Raw genomic sequence first — 20,722 nt, forward strand, 5'->3', positions numbered from 1 at the left:
TCCGTTATTGTCGTTATTATCAGCAAATAACGAGCAATCACTATGAAACAACTTGGGCTAATTGGCGGTATGAGTTGGGAGTCAACACAAAGCTACTACCAGCTTATCAATCAAACCGTTAAAGCGAAGCTTGGCGGACTACACAGTGCCAAGCTTTGCTTGTATAGCGTCGACTTTGCCGAAATTGCAGAGCTTCAAGCAGCTGGTGATTGGCAGAAAATGACCACCATTTTGGCAGGCGCTGCTACGTCGTTGAAGCTTGCCGGCTCAGATGCCATTGTGATCTGTACCAACACCATGCATAAAATTTCAGATGAAATTAGCGCAGCGTCAGGATTGCCTGTACTGCATATTGCCGACGCAACCGCGAAGCGACTTAAAAATGACGGCATAAAACGCATCGCGCTGTTAGGTACGAGATTTACGATGCAGCAAGACTTTTATAAAGCACGATTACAAGATCTTCACAGCATTGAGGTCATAACACCTGATGGGGACCAACAAGCTTTAGTTCACAACATAATTTATGACGAATTATGTCGTGGTAAAGTCAACGCAAGCTCAAGGCAAACTTATCTAGACATCATCGATGCACTCTATCAACAAGGGGCTGAAGGGGTTATTTTAGGTTGCACAGAAATCGGTTTGCTCGTTCAGCAAGCGCATACTCAAGTTCCTCTTTATGACACGACCAAACTTCATGCTGAAGCCGTTGTAGAGTGGTCACTTGGAGCAACATCTTGCTTTATTCATGAGTAATATCAAATTTTGTTGTAATTAAAAAAATAACAACGAAATCGCTATTGTCGCGATTACTTGGCTACTATAGAATTAAATCTCACTTATTCTAATTAAATCAGGGATGTATTATGACCCAATACGACGAATATAAAGTTATCCATGTAGTTGAAGGTGGCTGCGGCACACTGTTACTCGGCTCAAGTGGATTACCGTTAAAAAAACTTGAAGCAACTTTAAACATGGAAGCGCAAGATGGCTGGCAGCTTGTTTTCCAAGTTATCGAAAACAAACGTTTTCTGCTATTTTGGAGCCGTGAAGCCGTGATCTTAACACTTGGTCGTAAACGTGCTTAAACGCTTTGCTCAGTCTGCCATTCGCCGCTATCAAGCGAATGGTGGAGCAAAAGCCCACTTCAATATAAGTTGTAACTTTACGCCGTCATGCTCTGAATATACCTATCAAGCAATCGAAAAATACGGCTTCTTTAAAGGCGTGCGTATCGGCTTTTGTCGTATCAAGCGCTGTAATGACCCAGATTGTATTGAAGTAAAGTCAGACCCCCTACCGTGACCAATCCTAGGAGTTTGCATGGACGAAATAGCATTAAGAGAACAAGAAGAATCGTTAAGAAACCAAGTTGCTCAGCTAAGTCCTGAAGCGCGCAAGCAGTACTACCAACTTGAAGAACAGCTAGTAAAAGATCCTGATACTTACGCCGTACTCAATTACTTTTTTGCCGCAGGTTTACATCACTTTTATCTGGGTAAAACAGCACGAGGTGTAATTAACCTCACCTTAATGCTATTGGGGCTTGTATTTATTCTCTTTTATGGCTGGGTTCTGCTAATTTTAGTGTGTTTAATTGAGCTACCTCAGTTATTTAACAGCCAAAAAATAGTGAGAAAATACAACATCGATGTAATGCGAGAAGTACTAGATGAGCTCAAAGATACACAACAGAGTCAAACAATCTAAAGAAACGCAGTGGCTTTGGATTATAGCGGCCACAGTAGTGGTCGTTTTATTTAGTGGTTATCAGTTTTATACCAAAGGCGTGCCGTACTTCGCTGAAGAGATCTCGGCCTCATTGCCCAAACAAATCTACCAAATCATCGACGAAGGAAGCCTAAACGAGCTAGATAACTCGGAATTCTCGGAGTCAAAGCTAAGTGAAATCAAACAGCAAGAGACTCGCGCTTTATTTGTCTCACTGCTTGGCACCAATGCATCGAGTGAACGTGAATTTAAACTTGAATTTAGGCAGTGGAAAGATAAAGCCAACGCCATGGCATTGGCCGATGGTAGCATTGTGATCACCGATAACATGGTCGAACTGGCATCTACTCAGCAAGAGCTTAGCGCAGTATTACTCCACGAGATTGGTCATGTCGAGCATAATCACGTCATGGAATCTCTTGTGAGCTCGTCCATCGTATTTGTCAGTTTGAGTGTCGTATTGGGTGACATCTCTGCGCTCTCAGATCTTATGATGCAGGGCGCAATGTTAGGTATCAACCAAAATTACTCTCAGCAAGCTGAACTCGAGGCTGATTTGTACGCGCATAACAAGCTAATGGCGCTGTATGGTAATAGTGACGCAATGATCTCTATATTCGAAAAACTCGCCAAGGAAAGCGATGAACAGCATAGTTGGTTAAGCACACACCCAAGTTTTGAACAACGCATCGAGCAGCTCAAACAAAACCCGTGATCCTTAAAGGTTAAAATGGGTGTCTTATTAAATTCTGCTCAGTAGAAACTTTAAAAACAGCTTTTAAAAAGACACCCACCTATTTAACCTGAGGTTTGGATAAGGAATGTTCCAACTCATTGTTGCTAAAGCACAACTTAGTTTTTTCCTTGTCTAGCCAGAGAGTTTTAGGGAAAACACCGCTTCCGCGTCCTGCTCTCGCTAAGGTACCTACATCCTGTAGGCAAGGCGAATTTACGCGCCAATAGCTGGCTATTGGAAGTGAATTCAACGCAGTTAGCACTAAAACTGGCTGCTAGAAAGGCATTAATTATCCACAGCTCAGGTTATTTAGTATTTCATTTGTTAAATTGGCTAAGGCAATCTACTCTTAAGATACATTCAAAGGATTGAAGGTATCTAATATGGCCACTGCACGCTGCCGACAAATTTGTCTATCAGAAACCAAATATTATCACTGTATTTCTCGCTGTGTTAGGCAAGCCTACCTTTGCGGTAAAGACATAGCCACTGGGCGTTCTTACGAGCATCGCAGAGATTGGGTCGAAGAAAAGCTACTCGCCCTTAAAAAAACGTTTTGCATTGATGTCTGTGCATATGCGGTTATGAATAACCACACTCATATAGTTCTGCACGTTGATATTCAAAAAGCCAAACGTCTAACTGACAAAGCTATTATCATTCGCTGGCACAAGCAGTTTAAAGGCAATTGGCTCACACATAAGTTTATTCGTAATGAGCCATTATCAGATGCGGAAAGATCAATACTTGATAACACTATCAATATATATCGATCACGCATAACCTGTATAAGCTGGTTTATGAGAACTCTTAATGAGTATATTGCACGACGAGCAAATCGAGAGAACCAATGTACAGGTCGGTTTTGGGAAGGGCGCTTCAAATCACAAGCACTACTTGATGAAGCTGCACTTGCTGCGTGCATGGCCTATGTTGATCTAAATCCCATTCGCGCTAACCTAGCTAAGCTACCTGAAGAATCTAAATACACGAGTGTAAAAAAGCGTATTGAATTAGCCAAACAAGGTAAGCAACCTCGCTCACTATTCCGATTTGCTGGCAATCCGAGAAAGCATATGCCTAAAGGTATACCGCTTGAGCTGTCATCATATCTCGAACTGGTCGAACTCACAGGGCGTTGCATAAGAAGTGACAAAATAGGTTGCATTATAAACAAACAACCGATTTTAGACAGGTTAAATCTAACCTCTAAGAACTGGATAACCCTGACAACACAATTTAGTACTGTGATCCATGGAGCTGCAGGTAGCTCAGCAGCAAAGCAAAAATATTGTGATTCACTCTCAATTCAACGGCGTTCGAATATCTCCAATTGTTTAGCACTTTTTGGTTAATCATCAAATTAATTAATAATTGAGAGCCTAGACCAATTGCACCTTAGCGAGAAGCAATATAGCTTGCTTATTCATGCATCCATAATGCAGGCCAATCATAAACTTCAGAAATGGCTCTAGAGATTTCATGGATTAATTGAAAGCCATTGTCTGAGTTTGTCATAACGACAAAACCTCGGCCAACACTAGCAAAAGACACAGCATAGCAAGTATACCCGGCATTCCCACCACTATGTCTAAATCTATAAGCGTTACCTTCTCCATCGAGTCCTATTCCTGTACCACCAGCACCGGGAACTCTAGTAAGCATGACTTTCGCAAGATGTGGAGATAATAAGCTTTCTTCATCACCACGATAGGACTTACCTAGAGCAATCATAAATAATGCTAAATCAGAAGGAGTACTCCATAACCCCGCAGCTGCCTTTTCAGGATATAGACGATAACCTCCAGCGATCATATTTGCTTGTAAATCATGACCTTTAGCAACTCTATATTGAGGCAGATTCAGCGACGCTAACTTAAAAGAGCTGTTATTCATGTTTAGGGGCTTTAATACCTGCTTTTCCATTAACTCAGAGAATGACAGCCCACTACTATCTTCCATCAACAGTTGCAAAACTGTCATGCCACCACCTGAATAAAATTCAGACTTCCCAGGTGTTTGAAACACTCTAACTGATGGGGAATTACTCAACTCACTCCCTTGTAAAACCTGTACGAGCGAAGGAGTTTTTTGGTTTCTGCCATAACCAGCGAACCCTTGTACATTGAGCCCTGAGGTGTGACTCATAATTCGACTGGGTGTCACTTTATTTTCTTTAGTAAATTTATTATTGGGGACCTGCCAGCGTGTAAGCTTACTGTTTACATCTTCATGTAGTCCAAAACGACCTAGCTCTATCATCTTAAAAGCACCAAAGCTCGTTACAGCTTTAGAAATGGAAGCAGCCTGAAACAGCGTATCCGGCGTTACATTTACTTTTGAGTACTCATCTGTAACGCCGTAACCTTTCGACCAAAGAATATGATTATTATCAAAAACAGTAATGCTAACAGCAGGGACGCGGTATGTGCTCATTCTGGATTGAAGTGTACTCGCTGTTTCACTACTCACTCCGTTATCATTAATTTCGCGAATACTCTGCTCGAATACTCGTTGTTTATTTACATAATCTGGTGCTACTGCTTTCAACTTTTGTTCTGCACAGCTCGCCACAGTAACCAGAGCTGCCAGCAGTGTGATTTTCATGACTCTCATATATCGGCCTATTCAAACACTAAAATATTATTGTCGTATTGAGGCCGTAAAAAGTTTGCTTTGACGACAATTAAGTTTCAAACATCAAACTAACTGTAGCGCCCGTATTGTTGGCATATGCATGTTGGCATATGCAGACACCCACTTTATCGTCACAGTTTAAAAATGGGTGTCTTTTTAACGTTCTCTCTCCGAGGAAAGCGACGAGCAACGTAGTTGGATAAACACATACCCAAGTTTTGAGCAGCGCATTGAACAGCTACGGCAAAAGCCGTGAATCATAAACAGGAATAGCATTAATGCACTGAAAAGATGTTAAATAACTCCAGCTATTAACACTGACTGTTTCCTTATACCGTACAATCCCATTACATTTTTTAACTTGCAATCTATGTTTCTAAATTGGAGAATCTGTTTTTAAATGAATCACGGGTAAAAAATGAAACCATCCAAACTTTATCTACTACCTATAACAGTAGCCAGTATCAGCACATTTCTCACGGCCTGCACATCTGAAACAGAATCTGATCTGTTGAAAACAAACGCAATTAGTGCGGATATATCAATAAATTCAAATGGAGAAAGAGCCCGAATTGTGGCCGAGTTAAATGTTGGGGACTCGTTCGGCTCTAATGTAAATTTAAGCGAAGGCGATACACTAAGAGCGATCGTAAATGGTCAGACGATCCAATTGATTAAAGATACTGACATTCTAGATATTGATTACGAGGGCAGATCCTCTGTTGTAACTGGTAACAGCCTATATACTATCCAGTTAAATCGGAAGAAGGAAGAAAATGCTTCAGCGTCAGTTGAGCTTCCCTTAGGCTTCCTGATACTTACCCCCGAAGCAGAGAAAACTTTTCGATATGATGAAGATATTGAAATTCATATTGATGGAATAGACTTAGCGAGTGAGACATCTCTTATCGTTAACTATGCATGCCCGAATAATACGGGCGGGTTAGTGACAGGCTCTTTCTCAACACAGTTTGGAAACTCGACAAGCAATACATTCAATGCAAAAAGCGCTAGCCTCATAGATCTAGAGCAGATTGCAACTTCAAAACCATGTGAATTTGACATGGAAGTTCAGAGGGTTAGAACAGGCAGCTTTTCTGGTGCACTTAAAGACAATAGTTTAATTAGGGGTATCCAATCAAGGGTTATTAAAGGTCTAGAGTTTACTTTTTAGTTTACATAGCTTTTGAGTAGTCACAGCGTTAAATGCCTCACCCTGTTTCTTCTAAATTTAAATGGGTGTCTTTTTAGCCGCTTTCGCTTTAGCCGTACTTTAGCGTAGAAAAGCAAAAACCAAAGTGGAGCGAGTCCACTTTGGTTTAAGATAAACAGAACTAGCAATTACTGCTCAGTAGCCCTTTTTTAGTCTTCTAGTATCGCTTTGTACAAAACGATATTTCTTTGCAAGTGCTCTTTCCTTGTCTCTCTTATCTTTTAGGCTGGCGTTGTTTCTTTGATGTTCACTTCTTAGTTTTATGAAGTTGTTGAAGCGCCTAACTTCAAGTTCGCCACTCTCTATCGCTTGCTGAACAGCACATCCGGGCTCATTTTGATGTGAGCAATCACTGAAGCGGCAAGCGCTTTCTAACACTTCAATTTCTGCAAATGTTTTACTGATCCCTTGTTGGCAATCGGCTAGTTGGATCTCCCTCATTCCTGGTGTATCGAGCAACACTGAGCCATTGTCCATAAAATGTAACGAGCGAGAGGTTGTCGTGTGCCGCCCTTTTGCATCATCTTCACGGATTGAACCGGTGAGCTGCTCTTTACACTCTAACAGCGTGTTCACCAAGCTGGACTTACCCACACCTGATGAGCCTACAAATGACAACGTTTTGCCCTCGCTACACCAAGCTTTTAGGCACTCAACGGAGCTCGGCTCCAACGCATTTATCACTTCGACTGTCAAAAATGGATCCAACTCCTGAACGAGTTGTACTTGCTGTTGCCAACAATCGACCAAATCCTTCTTGGTCAAAACAACAATTGGCTCCACTTGAGCTTCGTTAGCCAGTGCTAAGTAACGTTCGATCCGGTTTAGATTAAAATCCTGATTTAGCGAGCAAACAATAAACAGGCTATCGATATTTGCAGCTATCAATTGCTCCGCGACTTTACTGCCCGCAGCTTTCCTTGAAATAACCGATTTGCGGGATAATAGCCTAATAAATTGATAATTTTCATCCAACAAAACCCAATCACCAACCGTCATACTAGGCAGTGAAACATGAGTAGCTAAAGAAATTTGTCGTGATTGCAACTGGATTAAATAATTACTTCTGTGGTGCGCTATCACGCGGCCAAGATTTGATGATTCTAGTTCTGTTAGTGTCAGTTGCTGTTGAAAAAATGCTTGCCAACCAAGCTGTGTTGGCGAATAAGATGTATTCATTATAAAATCTCAAAAATGCAGAAAGACTGCAAAAATCAAGCAGGGTTAATGAATATCATTGACCCCGGATAAGCCCATTAGGCATCACACCGGGTAAAAGGAGTAAAAAATTTAGAAAAGACGAAAGTTAAAGTCTACTAATCACACCTAGCTACAACTTTTACCGGGTGGCTCAATAAAACAATCATCAAATTCTCCTTAAACTTTTTTTGAATACCACCGTAGAGTAGCACTGAAGATAAGCTAGGTAAACTACGTATTTTGCGATATCCGGACTAAGCCATTTGCAGTATGAAAAATGTTTTCAAACTAATAACACCTTCCAATTTAGCCACATCGTAAAAGAAAACATCGTTTATTTAATCTTTTTTTAACACAACTCACCTAACATAGGTAAGACCCAGCCTTTGGAACTAAGTTTATAAATCAAACCAATCCAAAAGCAGTAAGCATAACAATTCTAAAGCTAGGGTAAAAAGCCTGTATTTGATGTGGGTTGTGGGTGCTAAGGTCTATAAAAACATACTTTCTAATATAAAAGGATTATTTCTATGAAATTTCATTCAATCGCCGCAGTAGTAAGCTTAGCGTTATGTAGTGCAACATTTACTGTTGGTGCTACTGAACAAGAAGAAAAAACCGCGACAATCGGTGAGCAGATTTTAGATAAAGTAAAAAGTAAATTACTATCGGGGTTTGGTTCACTTTTAGCTGATGCTGTATTTGGTTCTGGTGGGCCACAATACGTTATGCTGAGCGAAGAGAGCCTGCAGGCAATACAAGAGCGCGTTAGAGAAGAAATTGTACGTGATGCGGAGTTCGACTTTCTTTCTGAGTTTAGAAGCGTTGAAGCAAGCTTAAAACACTATGGCGATACCGTAAAATACAATGGAGAAGACCCTGTATTACTTGGTGGATTATTACTAAAAGCTAACGATCTGATAAATCACCGAGCTTTAAATAGTAGCTACAATGATGACTTTTTCTACCTTGCAGACACCTATGCCTTAGCAGCATCGGTTGTAGTGGCAGTGTATACTGAGCGTTATTTGGCTGGCATGGTGCCAAAAACAACCGTCGTTACCGCAGCTAAAAATCTAGCGGATCAGTTAAGCATAATGCTGGCACAGAAAAAGCAGGCGGACTTGCCACTTAGAAGCGGCTGTGAAGCACCTGACCCTTATTCTCAAATCGTTGAATATAAATGCTGGCTTAAAGACCCGTATGGTAACTATTTAGCATCGTACGTGGTAGAGCCACAATATCCAGATGATGTTGAATACTGGAATCGCAAAAAATCCCAAGCTGAAACAGAATACAGGCAAACCAAATTTAACAAAATTCAGGCTGTTATTGATCAACTAAGAAGCCTATAGAAAGCCAATGGAGTAAGATGGTTTAGTTACCTCTAAACCATCTTACTTTTGTTATCAAAGGGTAACACATTGCCACTGATTACTTGCTTTACAACGCCAGCATTAAAATCTCTTTCGCCTTCGCTAAATCAATATCGCCGTGCTCACCTAGTGCCGTCATGCCGTTCTTTTCTAGATTAGCGATAACTTCTTGTACTGCTTTTTCGTCTAATTGATAATCAGTTAAACGGGTTTGCACCGCCATCGACTCAAAAAAGTCTTGAACTGCTTTTATTGTTTGGTCAATTTGCTGCGCTTCGTCTGCGGCTGTAATACCAAATACACGCTCACCAAGTTGCTTGATTTTCTCGGCTTTTTTGTCTCGTTGCACATACATCACCGCAGGTAATACAATCGCAAGCGTTTGCGCGTGGTCAAGGTTATACAATGCCGTTAGCTCGTGACCAATCATATGGGTTGACCAATCCTGTGGCACGCCTTGACCAATAAGGCCATTTAGCGCCATAGTTGCAGACCACATAACGTTTGCTCTTACATCATAATTGTTAGGCTCGCTTAACGCCTTTGGCCCTTCGCTGATAAGCGTTTGTAAAATACCTTCTGCAAATCTGTCTTGCAGTGGCGCATTTACTGAATAAGTTAAATACTGCTCAATCACGTGAACAAACGCATCCACTACCCCATTACTCACTTGGCGAGGCGGCAGTGAATAGGTGTATTCTGGGTCAAGTACCGCAAACTGCGGCTTCACAGTTGGTGACGAAAACGCACGCTTTTGCGAAGTTGCCTTTTTTGTAACCACTGAGTTGCCGTTACTCTCAGAGCCTGTAGCAGGTAAAGTGAGCACAGCACCAATCGGTAATGGATTGCTAAAGCTTGCGCCCTTTACCAAAATGTCCCAAGGCTCACCGTCAAAATTCACGGCTGCCGCCACAAACTTTGCGCCGTCGATAACGCTGCCGCCGCCAACCGCAAGAATAAAATTCACATTATTTTGCTTTGCCGTCGCGACCGCTTGCATTAGCGTTTCATATGTTGGGTTTGGCTCCACACCACCAAATTCCACAACCTCAACATCTGTCAATGCATTCATTGCTTGGTCGTATACACCATTATTTTTAATCGAGCCGCCGCCGTACAGTAGCAACACCTTTGCAGCCTCTGGTAATCGTGAGGTGATTTCACTCATTTGGCCTTTACCAAAAAGAATTTCGGTTTGATTTTTAAATACAAAATTAAGCATGCTCAATTCCTTACTGTTTAATATTCGGTTCTTCCGCTAACATTTCTAGCAGCTTTTCTGCTAGTAATGTGTCTGAAAACGGGTTTTGCCCTGTAATTAGCTCTCTATCAACAACCACTTTTGGCTGCCATGCATTTGCAAACTGCATTTTTCCTCCAGCCTGAGACATAGCTGCTGCTGGGTAAAAGTTGAGCTTTTCGCCATTTAACGTGCTTTCAAATACCTGTTCTTCTGGGTTCGAAAATATCGTCATTTGATATCCGTCATAAATCCAGTTTTTCGCTTGAACAGGTGATTGTGTTGTTAAACTCTTATAATACGCTTTTGGTTCACTTTGTGCCGACAGCAACGTAATTGGGCCGTGGCAAATCGCGGCTGTTGGTTTATTCTCGCGGTTAAAATGGCGCAAAATTTCACCCACCTGCGGATTATTCGCCAAATCAATTAACGGTGCGTGTCCGCCTGGAATAAATACCGCATCAAATTCGTCTAGCCCCGCAGCAAGGATCTCGCTAAAACTTGCGGTATCATTAATATCTGGCAGGTTAGCAATAAATTTTTTGATGCTTTGTAATTTAGTCTCATCACCGCCGAAGTAATTAACCGACACTGATTTTTGATCAACAGCAGGGGCATTGCCTTTTGGTGTTGCTAATATCAGTTTATATCCAGCATCCACTAAAGCCTTTGCAGGTATCCCAAACTCATTGAGGTAATAACCTGTTTCTATTGTCTCACCACTGGCAAGTTCCATAGAGGTTTCGCTCGAAAGTAACACTAATACTTCACCTTCACTTGCATGAGCGCTAAGCACATGTGTTGCACCCAATAACGATGACACCCACACCATCGTATTCAGTATACTCTTTTTCATCCCGGCTCCTCATACCAGTTCAATATCGACGAGTTTAGGCGATTTGCGGACACAGGAGAATTCGGATAAATTGGTAGGAGCAATCAGAATATTTATGGCTCAAGTAATTTATGTCTCATCTCACCCAACTAAAAACCTTTGTGGAAGTATACCGCTGCAAAAATATCACCAAAGCAGCGGCCAACTTGGGGATGTCGCAGCCAGCTGTCACGGCACATATTCAAACCATGGAAGCGGTCGTAGGAAAAGCCCTGTTTGAACGCCAAGCAAGAGGGGTAAAGCCAACGCCAACAGCACATGACTTAGCGCTGCAGGTGTCTGGTCATATCGATATTTTAGAGCAGAAGATCACCTCAATTCGAGCGCGCTCCAACGCGGTGTTTGGCACACTAAATATTGCTGGCCCCGCGGAGTATTTAAGCTTTGTCTCCGGTCCACAAATCGCCAACTTATTGCAAGCGGGCAACATTAACGTGGTACTTCATATTGGCAATAAAATTAACATTTTCGACGCACTAATAAACGACACCGCCGACATCGCCATTGCCGCCTCTGCGCCAGATCCCACAAGCTTTGACTATTTAGTTCTAGACAAAGAGCAATTGTGGCTAGTGATGAACCGTTTAGAGGGCAGAGAAATTCAAGACAGCGATATTACCGCCGACTTACTCTCTAGTTATAACGTCGTCACGTACGATCAAGACTTGCCTTTGGTTAGACAATACTTTGATCGTGTATTTAATGCGGGCTGCAACTCTAATGTCATCGCTATTTGCCCAGACATTAGAGCAATTGCTAACATCATTCGCTCTGGAATAGGTTACTCCGTCCTCCCCGATTATCTCTGCCGAGATCTCATAAAAGCAGGTGAACTGATCCAACTTGGCCCTGTAGGCCCTGAAAACAATATCTATCTAGTATGGAAAAAGGGCGCGTTAAAACACCCACGCATTGCTTTCGCAAAAGATGTGATCTCCGCCTTTGCTAATATTAATTATCTTTCGAATTAAAAAGTTGTAAAAAAATTATTTTCCGCAGATTTCTGCTGAGAATTCCTGTTACCTTGCTGTAAATTAAAAGAGACGGGTTGGAGCATCAATGGACTATCAAAGCCAATATCGTGACTTAACTATTTATTACGACGCACTAAAAAAAGCAACAAAGCAAAGTGAAGCGGTACCAGACACCACAGAAAAATGGCTGGCACTCGTAGAAACGACCTTATTTGAATTACAAGAGCTTGCCCATATGGAAAAGGCTTATATGCAAAAATCAAGAACGATGAATAACCTAATTGAGTTGGTATATTCCAGCGCCCCAAGCATGGACTAGCAACTACGGGTTATTGCTGTTGAGTTTTGCATTGACAAGAGTGCTACTACTAGCACTCTTTTTTTCGCTAGAAATAGAGTTAAACAGATTTAAAGTTTGAAAAGAAATTAGCTGCACATACTTTACGACGCGGATAACCTGCGAAAATTTATGTGTGTTAGGTGTACTATTGGTACACCTTCAATGTAGTAAAGATTTCCTCGGACAGTTCTGCAAACACACCGTGGATCCGCTCAGATAGCGCTTTTACATTATCGAAATCAGGGTCAGCAAGCATTAAAATTTCAAAGATTGACCACTCAGGCATAACATCTTGATCCACCCACCTAACCCCCTGTAACTTTGCCCAATAATCAATCTGAACATCCTTTGTTTGCCCAAGGAGCCAAAGTTCGAATTGCACTTCTTGATGGTTCAACACAACTGCCAATTTGAGCTTGTGTTTTTTAAGGTAATCGTTTTGCAGATAAAAGTATGTAAAGTCAATATATCCGTGTAACACGTTTGCGACTGTAAACTGGCCTTTATACTGCTTACTGAATTCAGCTCTGAGACTTTGAACAATAGAGACGAGATCCTTATAGGTTCTCTGCAGTTCGCCACTTGCAAATGCCATTTTATAGGCTGGAATTCGAGCACGAAGACTTTTATTAGACATGTTGTCCTCTGAGTTTTTCAGGCACATAGCAAAATGACCCACACACGAAGCTAGCATTGCAAGGAGCCTGAGTCATCATTAGATTGCTAATATCATATCAAACAATCAAAGTCGAATGACGCTTCATATATCCCAAGCTCAAAAATCAAGAAGCAAAAATCAATGACACCCACCACAAATTTCAAGCCTTCATTTTCCTAACGTCAATGCAATTAGTGATGGGTATCACCAATCCATCCTTAGGCATTCTTATACCAAATTTTCTAAGAGCTCATCACAAACCAATTCTAATGCTGCAGCCTCTAGAGAAAATGCATCGATGTACTTCGACCAAAACCACTCTTTCCCTATCATAAACTGGTTTCCAAGTTCGATTTTTAGAACAAAATGGCCAAGGGCATCAACTGGTTTTATTAGCAACTCCAATTCATCAGGGCTTTCAGAAATTAGTTTAGCTTCGCCCTTTAATGTACTTTTTAATGATTCAATATTTTTTATGAATTCCTGTACTTCACTTCCATCAGCCCATACGTCCTTTGTAAAAGTGAACCCGCTAGAGCTCAAAGTTAGCCGAAGATTGTAATCATAGTCGTACTCATCCGCTCCTCGGCTCAATACAACGATTTCTAATTTATGGCTATCACTTAAATTTATCTTCATACTTTAGGAATGCCTAACGAGCCTGTAGAATTGCTCGTTTTTAATACATTTTGCATAGTGGTATCAACCTTAGCCGAGTTCTTTATTTGATTCAATCGTTTACTCTAAACGTCACTGTCATTTTTTTACTGTGTTTTATGAGGCTATAAGGCTGGTCTCTGTGGCTTTTTGAGGTTTAAAATGAGCTACACTTCTTAGTGTATTATTTTTTGCAACTTTTCTAGATTATGCACCAAGCAATACAATTTCCATTGCGCATTCACTTTCCCTTACCCTCGTAATGTGAGTTTATTCATTCCTTTATTCACTATGATGTTGCCGAACACAGGTTCGATACACCTAAGTCGCTTGCTGTATTATCGCCGCCTCTAATTTAGTAGTGGTAACGACACGAAATTATCGTTATCGCTTGATCATCAACTGCATAAACAAGCCTGTTAGTGTCATCAATACGACGAGACCAAAAACCAGATAAACTCTCTTTCAACGGCTCTGGTTTACCGATGCCCTCAAATGGGGAGCACTTAACATCATTGATGAGTTTGTTGATGCGCTTGAGTGTTTTCTTGTCTTGAGTTTGCCAATACAGATAGTCATCCCAAGCGTCATCAGTCCACAACAGTAAACGTTGACTACTACTCATCAATTAACTCTCGTGCTGTTGTTTTACCAGCACGGTACTGTGCAATCGAACGATTTAAGTGTTCAGCGTTTTGAGGAGAGCGTAGTAAGTGGACAGTCTCCATAAGGCTATTGTAGTAATCTAAAGACATAACCACAGCATCCTCAGAGTCACGACGTGTAATGACTGTTGTATCTGCGTCATTAACTACACCGTCTAGAACAGCTTTAAGACCATTTCTAGCTTCAGTAAAAGATACAATTCTCATAAGAACCTCTACATGTACATTTAATGGAACAAGTATAGTCTTCACCATTCTACTTGTACAGTAAGTTGAGCATGTAATATTGATAAGGTAACCAACACTCCGCTCACCGGAATTTTGGGAGCGGAGTAAGTGAAATTTCCGAGTGTGATGGCTTGTTACATTACGTCATCATCAGCATTCAAAGCCATCTTTAAGAAGCTAGGCATTCTTGGATCTGTGAATTGAAAGCCCCCCCTCGCGGGCTTATACAGAATCAAATCGCTGACACCCACCACTAATTTGCATCAAAGGGTTGAGGAGACCAAACTATAGCAGCAACTCATAAACGAAAAATCAGTATAATCGACATCAGATACTACCATTGTTACTCAACATGTTCAGCCGATCTTGATACTTGATTACGTGCGATATAACCGATATAAAGTACCGCGACACACAGCAACATAGGCACTGATTTTAAGTAAGCAAAATAGTCATAAAAAAAGGTTACTTCCCAGAACACCTTTGCGGTTTCTTCGTTTATACCTAAATGCTCCAGATTGCGCAGGAAGTTCTCCATCAAGGCAAAAAAATCTATTAACGCTAAGGTCAAAACTAAGAAATGTAATGGCCCCTCCGCATAGTTTTTTTCAAACACTGAGGCACTTTTTCCTCGGGTAAGCAACACCGCAAAAGCCATCCGATGTTTTAGTAAAAAGAGTAATAAAAGGCTGAGCGAAAATTGAATGGTGAACGCACAGATATTCTTATGATATCCACTATCAAGAATTGGGAAAATAACATTTACCAGCGCATAAACAGCTACCGTTGAACACAAAAATACTACTACAAAGCAAAGCGTCAACAGCTGACTATTTTTGTCTTTGTAAGAGTAAAAGAACAAGACTAACAATAAGATAAATAAAGTGGACTCAAAAATAACGACGCCAAAAGCCGATCCCAAGATAAGCGTAAGAATACTGCCCTTGTCCTTCATATTGTCTGGATACAGTCGTGAGAGCGCTTCGGTATCATCCAAAATATCAGCGAGTTTAACTCTACATAAGTCAGCAAACTTCATTAACGTACCAAGCTTAAAAGAGCTAACACCATTGAGATAGTTGTCTAGCGTTCGCATGCCAATCCCGAGGTGGCGACATATATCTTCTCGAGACATCCCGCGTTTATGCTTTAGACCTTTTATTAGCAGTCCTATGCGCTGGCTTACTTCATACTCTTCTGGCGTTTGCATCGACCTACCGTTTCCTGAATCTAATAATTAATCTATTGTTATTAAAAGTGTGATAGCTGCTGGCGGCTCTTCTTACGTGCAAGCAATCCAATATATAACAGAGTAATGCACAATAGTGTCGGAAAAGCTTTTAGATACGCAAAGTGGTCAAAAAAGAACGTAACTTCCCAGAATATTTTAGACGCTTCCTCATCCATACCTAGGCGATCTAAATTACGAAGAAAGTTTTCCATCAATGCAAAGAAGTCTATAAGCACTAACGTTAAAGCCAAGAAATACAATGGTCCTTCCACGTAATTTTTCTCGAATACCGAGGCTGATTTACCACGTGTGAAAAAAACTGAAAGTGCCATTCGGTACTTGAGCAGAAATAACAGCAGTAGGCTTGAGATTAACTGTCCACCGTAAGCATAAATATTCTCGATGTAATAGCTTTCAACCACAGGGAAAACAATATTTTTTAAGTAAAATACCATTACTGCATCTAGTGAAAGCACAACTGCAAAAATCAAAGTTAGCGATAAGCTATTTTGATCTTCTTTACATAAATAAACTAAGACAAAAAGTAAAATACAGGTGATCGGCTCAAAAACTGTAGCACTTACTACCGTAGTCATTAGCAAGGCTAGAATACTGCCCTTGTCCTTCATATTGTCTGGATATAGTCGCGAGAGCGCTTCGGTATCATCTAAAATATCGGCGAGTTTAACTCTGCAGAGATCGGCAAACTTCATTAACGTACCAAGCTTAAAAGAACTAACGCCATTAAGATAGTTGTCTAGCGTTCGCATGCCAATCCCGAGGTGGCGGCATATGTCTTCTCGCGACATCCCGCGTTTATGCTTTAGACCTTTTATTAGCAGTCCTATGCGCTGGCTTACTTCGTACTCTTCTGGCGTTTGCATCGCCTCACTATCCTTCTATTTCCATGATTTACTTATCGACTTATTACTACGCGCTTTGGGGCTGCTGCGTATTTCTTTTCCGTGCGAGTATTCCTGCATAGAGGAGTACTAAACTGAGTAAGATCGGCGGGGCTTTAATGTATTCGTAATAATCATAAAAGAAAGTTAATTCCCAGAATGTTTTAGCGAAATCTTCATCCATACCGATATGCTCTAAGTTGCGAATAAAATTTTCCATCAATGCGCAAAAATCAATGAGCGCTATCATCATTGCTAGGAAGCACAGAGGTGCCTCGATAGGGTTTTTCTCGAAGACATCTTCAGACTTGCCTCGCGTGATAAATACAGCAAATTTCATTCTATATTTAAGTAAAATGAATAAAAGTAAGCTTAAAGACAAATTAATTGAGAAAGCATAAATATTTTGATAGAAGACATTAGTAACCACGGGAAAAAGAACAAAATGCAGCCAGTAGTTAGCTACATTCGTTAATATATAAACAGTGACAAAAATTGCGACCATGCATTGACTGTTTTTGTCCTTATATGAATAGCAAAGCAGTCCAATTAATAAAAGCAAGAAAACCGACTCGAACAGCATAGCGGTTGTACCTAAGCCGAAAAGCAATGTAAGAATACTGCCTTTGTCCTTCATATTGTCTGGATATAGTCGTGAGAGCGCTTCGGTATCGTCTAAAATATCGGCGAGTTTAACTCTGCAGAGATCGGCAAACTTCATTAACGTGCCAAGCTTGAAGGAACTAACGCCATTAAGATAGTTGTCTAGCGTTCGCATGCCAATCCCGAGGTGGCGACATATGTCTTCTCGAGACATCCCGCGTTTATGCTTTAGACCTTTTATTAGCAACCCTATGCGCTGGCTTACTTCGTACTCTTCTGGCGTTTGCATCGCCCCGTTTTTCCCTTTAATCAAAACACCAAATTAACCCAAACATTACATTTTGTTTAATATAAAGACAAGTACATGTTCTAAATAGATGAGAGCAGCATAGGTATTGAGGTTGAAACATAACTAGGAGAATAAAATGCTCATGCTTTCTAACTGTGGCAGGTGTTTGCAATATAAAATTGAAACGCAGTATTCGAAAGCTACTGCGTTTACATAAGATTTAGCTAATTTTGGATTGGTTGCCTCTTTGTCCTAACGACCAGGCCTACATATAAAAGAAGTACGCACAATAACATTGGGACAGCTTTCAAATATGCAAAATAATCGTAAAAGAATGTCACTTCCCAGAACACCTTTGCGCTTTCCTCATTCACACCCATTCGATCTAAATTCCGGAGAAAGTTCTCCATTAATGCAAAAAAATCCACAAGCGCTAATAAAATAACTAACAAATATAACGGCCCTTCTGCATGATTTTTCTCAAAAACAGTAGGAGACCGGCCTCTGGTTAGAATAACCGCAATAGTCATACGGTGCTTTAATAAAAACAATAAAAGTAAACTGAGTGATAACTGAATTGAGAATGCATAGATATTTTCAATAAAGTAGCTTTCGACTGCTGGGAAAATGACCGTTTGAAGCACAAACATAGCAATTGATGATAAAACAAATACTATAGCAAAGCATAATGTTAACAATTGACTATTGGTATCAGATCTAGCTAAAAACACCAGAATGACAAGCATTGCAGACATTACAATCTCAATTAAAGGTGCGCTCATAATCATGACGAAAACAGCGGCCAATATACTCGTCAATACAGCCAAATTAAATAAACTCTTCATACTGCACCTTATTTACCAGATTGTTTTGCAGACGCTTCTTCCGCATCAGCCTTTTCAAGTCGAGGTCCTCCACCAGTTCCGGTACCAACCCCGCCATAAACTTGATTGCACAATGAACGACTAAGGGCTATTTTTATTGGCTTTTTCTGTGCAGCCTTCATTGTTCTTTTCCTCACTTTTTTCTCCATACAGGCCAGAGAGCTTATCTGTATCTTCTAAAATATCTGATAACTTTACTTTACAGATTTCAGCAAACCGAAGCAATGTCCCAAGCTTAAAGGAGCTAGAGCCATTTAAATAGTTATCAAGGGTCCTGTCACCCACACCTAAACGCCGGCTAACCTCTTCTCGGGTCATCCCTTTTTTGCGCTTTAGCCCTCGTATCAATCGGCCGATACGTTGGCTTACCTCGTATTCTTCTGGCGTCTGCATCGCCCCACCATATCTCTCAATCACCCCAACCAAATTAACCAAAAGTTTACATCCAGTTAAATATAAAGACAAGTAGATGACAGTACTATTTTTAGGTGCACACTCGCAAAACAACCCAAAACAGAAACAAACTTATCATTATATTTGAATTTTTGGTATCAATCGATTTAAGCAACCCTTACTACACCTGCTTATTTGTTATTTTGCAGACCATTAAAATCAATAATTAAAAACACACAAACTTTTCTATTTTTATGGGAAAATCTTCACATTATTGTGTAGGCGCAGCATTTGCTTTATTTAAAACCTGCTTACGACGCGCTGTTATTCCTGCGTATAAAACAAACATGCAGAGCAGATAAGGCACGGCCTTGATATAAGCAAAGTAATTATAAATAAAGGCTAGCTCCCAAAATGGTTTGGCAACTTCTTCACTTATTCCTAAACGCTCTAAGTTACGGATAAAGTTTTCCATCAATGCCGCAAAATCAATCAAAGCTAACGTACATGCGAGTGCATAAAGCGGCGCATCTACTTGGTTCTTCTCAAAAATGCTGGCTGAATTCCCTTTGGTAAACCACGCACCTAAAAACATTCTGTATTTGATCATTAGCGCCAGCAGTAAACTCAGTAAAAGTTGAGTTGCAAAAGCATAGATATTTTCAATGTAATAGCTTTCAATAGCTGGGAAGACGACATAATTCAACCAGTATGCAACAACGATTTCTAACGAAAAAGCAAATATAAAAATTGCAACAATGCTCTGACTATTCTTGTCATTACGCGCATAAAACGATAACAAAATAAGAAAAGCAAATAAGGTAAATTCAAGCACCATAACGCCGACAAAATAGCCTGTAAATAGCAAAAAGATATTGCCTTTGTCTTTAATATTCTCAGGATACAAGCGCTTCAGCGCCTCGGTATCATCCAAAATATCAGCCAGCTTTACCTTGCAAAGATCCGCAAACTTTAACAATGTCCCAAGTTTAAATGAGCTCACTCCGTTTAAGTAATTGTCTAACGTGCGCGAGCCTATACCTAAACGTTTACAGACATCTTCTCGGGTCATACCTCTGGTACGCTTTAACCCAAGTATTAACCTACCTATCCGCTGGCTTACCTCATATTCCTCTGGCGTTTGCATCTGTCCACCATTGTTTTACGTTAGCTCCCTTGAAATTAACCCAAACATTACATTTAGTTAAATATAAAGACAAGCTTCTCTCGATAAATTGCAATGAAAAAACAATAAAGCACTCAATACTTCACCAACTTTACGTAATTTAAAACATTTTCATCGTTTTTCACGTTTAACCGCTCTTTAAAGACAAACCTTATTGAGGGTATGCCCCTCATAGCCCTGAGTAATCCGCAGCCGGCGTTTTAAAAAGATCGCTGGGTAAACCAGCTCCTACGCGGAGGTTCGACGTTATTGCTGGGATTGGTATCACGTCATTCTCAGCTTCAATCCACGCGCCCGCGGGAGGCGCGACGGCAGTATCAGTTGCGCTCATTTCTCTTTCCTCAGTTTCAATCCACGCGCCTGCAGGAGGCGCGACGCCTCGCGTTTACGGTTACATAGCCAGTTACTTTGTTTCAATCCACGCGCCTGCGGGAGGCGCGACCTTACCCCAAGTGCGGGCGTGTTCGCTTTTAGTGTTTCAATCCACGCGCCTGCGGGAGGCGCGACAAAAATACCTACACGCTCCATCTCCATATTAAGGTTTCAATCCACGCGCCTGCGGGAGGCGCGACATATCAGTTGAAGATGCAATGATGGCTGCACAAGTTTCAATCCACGCGCCTGCGGGAGGCGCGACTAAAGCTCGGTATCGGCCTGAGAACGTATAGAAGGTTTCAA

The 20,722-nt window shown here is 40.9% G+C and carries 24 protein-coding genes, 2 pseudogenes and 1 CRISPR repeat array (1 of these 27 cut by a window edge); of the genes and pseudogenes, 10 read left to right on the top strand and 16 right to left on the bottom strand.

Translation table 11 applies throughout. From position 1 onward, the window contains the following. Nucleotides 1-42 precede the first annotated feature (42 nt). The 6 genes from L1271_RS15185 to L1271_RS15210 all read left to right on the top strand — a co-directional run bounded on the left by L1271_RS15185 (nt 43) and on the right by L1271_RS15210 (nt 3,828). A complete protein-coding gene (locus L1271_RS15185) occupies nt 43-759 on the top strand; it encodes an aspartate/glutamate racemase family protein (protein ID WP_235368198.1) in 717 nt (238 codons plus the stop codon). 110 nt (nt 760-869) lie between these two features. After that, nucleotides 870-1,094 carry a DUF4177 domain-containing protein gene (locus tag L1271_RS15190; RefSeq protein ID WP_010603664.1) on the top strand — a complete coding sequence of 75 codons (225 nt, stop codon included), beginning with the start codon at nt 870-872 and terminating at the stop codon, nt 1,092-1,094. Next, nucleotides 1,087-1,311, top strand: coding sequence for a membrane protein insertion efficiency factor YidD (gene yidD / locus L1271_RS15195; RefSeq protein ID WP_235368199.1), 225 nt, complete (start codon nt 1,087-1,089; stop codon nt 1,309-1,311). Before L1271_RS15190 ends, yidD begins: the two co-directional genes overlap by 8 nt. A gap of 18 nt (nt 1,312-1,329) precedes the next feature. After that, nucleotides 1,330-1,716, top strand: a complete 387-nt coding sequence (locus L1271_RS15200) for a TM2 domain-containing protein (protein ID WP_174169484.1) — start codon at nt 1,330-1,332, stop codon at nt 1,714-1,716. Further along, nucleotides 1,679-2,452, top strand: coding sequence for a M48 family metallopeptidase (locus L1271_RS15205; RefSeq protein WP_010603667.1), 774 nt, complete (start codon nt 1,679-1,681; stop codon nt 2,450-2,452). The genes L1271_RS15200 and L1271_RS15205 overlap by 38 nt, the downstream gene beginning before the upstream one ends. Before the next feature lie 404 nt (nt 2,453-2,856). Next, nucleotides 2,857-3,828 (top strand): transposase, encoded by a 972-nt coding sequence (locus tag L1271_RS15210; RefSeq protein ID WP_235368200.1) that lies wholly within the window; start codon nt 2,857-2,859, stop codon nt 3,826-3,828. 67 nt (nt 3,829-3,895) lie between these two features. Here L1271_RS15210 and L1271_RS15215 read toward each other — a convergent pair whose 3' ends face one another. Further along, on the bottom strand, nt 3,896-5,080 hold the full coding sequence (locus L1271_RS15215; RefSeq protein ID WP_233525270.1) for a serine hydrolase domain-containing protein: 1,185 nt from the start codon (nt 5,078-5,080) through the stop codon (nt 3,896-3,898). A gap of 448 nt (nt 5,081-5,528) precedes the next feature. Here L1271_RS15215 and L1271_RS15220 point away from each other — a divergent pair, with 448 nt between their 5' ends. Further along, nucleotides 5,529-6,284, top strand: a complete 756-nt coding sequence (locus tag L1271_RS15220) for a hypothetical protein (RefSeq protein ID WP_235368201.1) — start codon at nt 5,529-5,531, stop codon at nt 6,282-6,284. 174 nt (nt 6,285-6,458) lie between these two features. Here the strand turns inward: L1271_RS15220 and rsgA are convergent, their stop codons facing one another. Continuing rightward, nucleotides 6,459-7,502, bottom strand: coding sequence for a ribosome small subunit-dependent GTPase A (gene rsgA, locus L1271_RS15225; protein ID WP_235368202.1), 1,044 nt, complete (start codon nt 7,500-7,502; stop codon nt 6,459-6,461). A gap of 551 nt (nt 7,503-8,053) precedes the next feature. On the opposite strand from rsgA, the gene L1271_RS15230 reads away from it, so the two are divergent. Then, the gene (locus L1271_RS15230) at nt 8,054-8,878 is read left to right on the top strand and encodes a hypothetical protein (protein WP_010603671.1); all 825 of its coding nucleotides are present in this window, start codon (nt 8,054-8,056) and stop codon (nt 8,876-8,878) included. 88 nt (nt 8,879-8,966) lie between these two features. Here the strand turns inward: L1271_RS15230 and L1271_RS15235 are convergent, their stop codons facing one another. Continuing rightward, entirely contained in the window at nt 8,967-10,121 is a 1,155-nt protein-coding gene (locus L1271_RS15235; RefSeq protein ID WP_235368203.1) for an iron-containing alcohol dehydrogenase, read from the bottom strand. 10 nt (nt 10,122-10,131) lie between these two features. Next, complete coding sequence (locus L1271_RS15240) at nt 10,132-10,995, bottom strand: type 1 glutamine amidotransferase domain-containing protein (protein WP_235368204.1); 864 nt, start codon at nt 10,993-10,995, stop codon at nt 10,132-10,134. 110 nt (nt 10,996-11,105) lie between these two features. Here L1271_RS15240 and L1271_RS15245 point away from each other — a divergent pair, with 110 nt between their 5' ends. Both L1271_RS15245 and L1271_RS15250 read left to right on the top strand, forming a co-directional pair. After that, on the top strand, nt 11,106-12,005 hold the full coding sequence (locus L1271_RS15245; RefSeq protein ID WP_010603674.1) for a LysR family transcriptional regulator: 900 nt from the start codon (nt 11,106-11,108) through the stop codon (nt 12,003-12,005). An 88-nt stretch (nt 12,006-12,093) separates the two neighbouring features. Continuing rightward, nucleotides 12,094-12,327, top strand: coding sequence for a hypothetical protein (locus tag L1271_RS15250; protein WP_010369844.1), 234 nt, complete (start codon nt 12,094-12,096; stop codon nt 12,325-12,327). Nucleotides 12,328-12,493: 166 nt separating this feature from the next. Here L1271_RS15250 and L1271_RS15255 read toward each other — a convergent pair whose 3' ends face one another. From L1271_RS15255 to L1271_RS15305, 12 genes and pseudogenes are all read right to left on the bottom strand, one after another. Further along, nucleotides 12,494-12,985 (bottom strand): DUF7000 family protein, encoded by a 492-nt coding sequence (locus L1271_RS15255; protein WP_010603675.1) that lies wholly within the window; start codon nt 12,983-12,985, stop codon nt 12,494-12,496. A gap of 249 nt (nt 12,986-13,234) precedes the next feature. Further along, nucleotides 13,235-13,645: a WapI family immunity protein gene (locus L1271_RS15260; RefSeq protein ID WP_235368205.1), complete on the bottom strand. Its 411-nt coding sequence runs from the start codon at nt 13,643-13,645 to the stop codon at nt 13,235-13,237. A gap of 194 nt (nt 13,646-13,839) precedes the next feature. Then, nucleotides 13,840-14,001, bottom strand: a pseudogene (locus L1271_RS24940) (transposase); the annotation flags it as partial. Nucleotides 14,002-14,018: 17 nt separating this feature from the next. Next, complete coding sequence (locus L1271_RS15265) at nt 14,019-14,288, bottom strand: Txe/YoeB family addiction module toxin (RefSeq protein ID WP_235368206.1); 270 nt, start codon at nt 14,286-14,288, stop codon at nt 14,019-14,021. After that, nucleotides 14,281-14,535, bottom strand: coding sequence for a type II toxin-antitoxin system Phd/YefM family antitoxin (locus L1271_RS15270; protein WP_005526636.1), 255 nt, complete (start codon nt 14,533-14,535; stop codon nt 14,281-14,283). Before L1271_RS15270 ends, L1271_RS15265 begins: the two co-directional genes overlap by 8 nt. A 364-nt stretch (nt 14,536-14,899) precedes the next feature. Beyond that, the gene (locus tag L1271_RS15275) at nt 14,900-15,766 is read right to left on the bottom strand and encodes a helix-turn-helix domain-containing protein (protein ID WP_010603681.1); all 867 of its coding nucleotides are present in this window, start codon (nt 15,764-15,766) and stop codon (nt 14,900-14,902) included. A 41-nt stretch (nt 15,767-15,807) separates the two neighbouring features. After that, complete coding sequence (locus L1271_RS15280; RefSeq protein ID WP_045988337.1) at nt 15,808-16,671, bottom strand: helix-turn-helix domain-containing protein; 864 nt, start codon at nt 16,669-16,671, stop codon at nt 15,808-15,810. Nucleotides 16,672-16,717: 46 nt separating this feature from the next. After that, entirely contained in the window at nt 16,718-17,581 is an 864-nt protein-coding gene (locus tag L1271_RS15285) for a helix-turn-helix domain-containing protein (RefSeq protein WP_235368207.1), read from the bottom strand. 224 nt (nt 17,582-17,805) lie between these two features. After that, nucleotides 17,806-18,426: a hypothetical protein gene (locus L1271_RS15290; protein WP_235368208.1), complete on the bottom strand. Its 621-nt coding sequence runs from the start codon at nt 18,424-18,426 to the stop codon at nt 17,806-17,808. Nucleotides 18,427-18,434: 8 nt separating this feature from the next. Beyond that, the gene (locus L1271_RS15295; RefSeq protein WP_235368209.1) at nt 18,435-18,587 is read right to left on the bottom strand and encodes a hypothetical protein; all 153 of its coding nucleotides are present in this window, start codon (nt 18,585-18,587) and stop codon (nt 18,435-18,437) included. Then, a pseudogene (locus L1271_RS15300) lies at nt 18,586-18,858 on the bottom strand (helix-turn-helix domain-containing protein); the annotation flags it as partial. The gene L1271_RS15295 and the pseudogene L1271_RS15300, both read right to left, overlap by 2 nt. A gap of 271 nt (nt 18,859-19,129) precedes the next feature. Further along, nucleotides 19,130-20,005, bottom strand: coding sequence for a helix-turn-helix domain-containing protein (locus L1271_RS15305; RefSeq protein ID WP_235368210.1), 876 nt, complete (start codon nt 20,003-20,005; stop codon nt 19,130-19,132). 317 nt (nt 20,006-20,322) lie between these two features. Further along, a CRISPR array of direct repeats spans nt 20,323-20,722; the repeat unit is 32 nt; unit sequence GTTTCAATCCACGCGCCTGCGGGAGGCGCGAC; it runs 553 nt beyond the window's last position.

This window comes from Pseudoalteromonas sp. OF5H-5 (assembly GCF_021530695.1).
GTDB lineage: Bacteria > Pseudomonadota > Gammaproteobacteria > Enterobacterales > Alteromonadaceae > Pseudoalteromonas.